At 51.6% G+C, this 322-nt stretch carries 1 protein-coding gene; it reads left to right on the top strand.

The features are described 5' to 3' along the window. The coding region (locus D0817_RS27070) for a hypothetical protein (RefSeq protein WP_238160963.1) at positions 1-207 on the top strand (207 nt) is incomplete at its 5' end. Positions 208-322 lie beyond the last annotated feature (115 nt).

Raw genomic sequence — 322 nt, 5'->3', positions numbered from 1 at the left:
TACAACATGGAGGCTCAGGGCGATGTGCTGGCTGACTATTTCATGCTCAAACACTTGGGTACTTCGGTATCCATGCGTCAGCCGCGTTACGCCGGTAGCTTGCCACTGTATGAGCAGGTACTGGCGGGCTTTCTTGCCAATCCGGCTAGCGTGGCGAATCTGCCGAGAGACTGGGGCCGGTGCATGTTGTATCGCAAGCGGGGGTAAATTGGACGACTCTTGATAAATAGAAAGGTTGCCCAAGAAGCACTATTGTTTCCCGGCAGGTTCCCCCTAAAATGGCTCGATTAATGCCATTTATGCAAATTTTCTAAGGGGGTAA

Source organism: Flavobacterium cupreum, assembly GCF_003996965.1.
GTDB classification, from domain to species: domain Bacteria; phylum Bacteroidota; class Bacteroidia; order Flavobacteriales; family Flavobacteriaceae; genus Flavobacterium; species Flavobacterium cupreum.
This window is presented reverse-complemented; position numbering and strand designations above follow the sequence as displayed.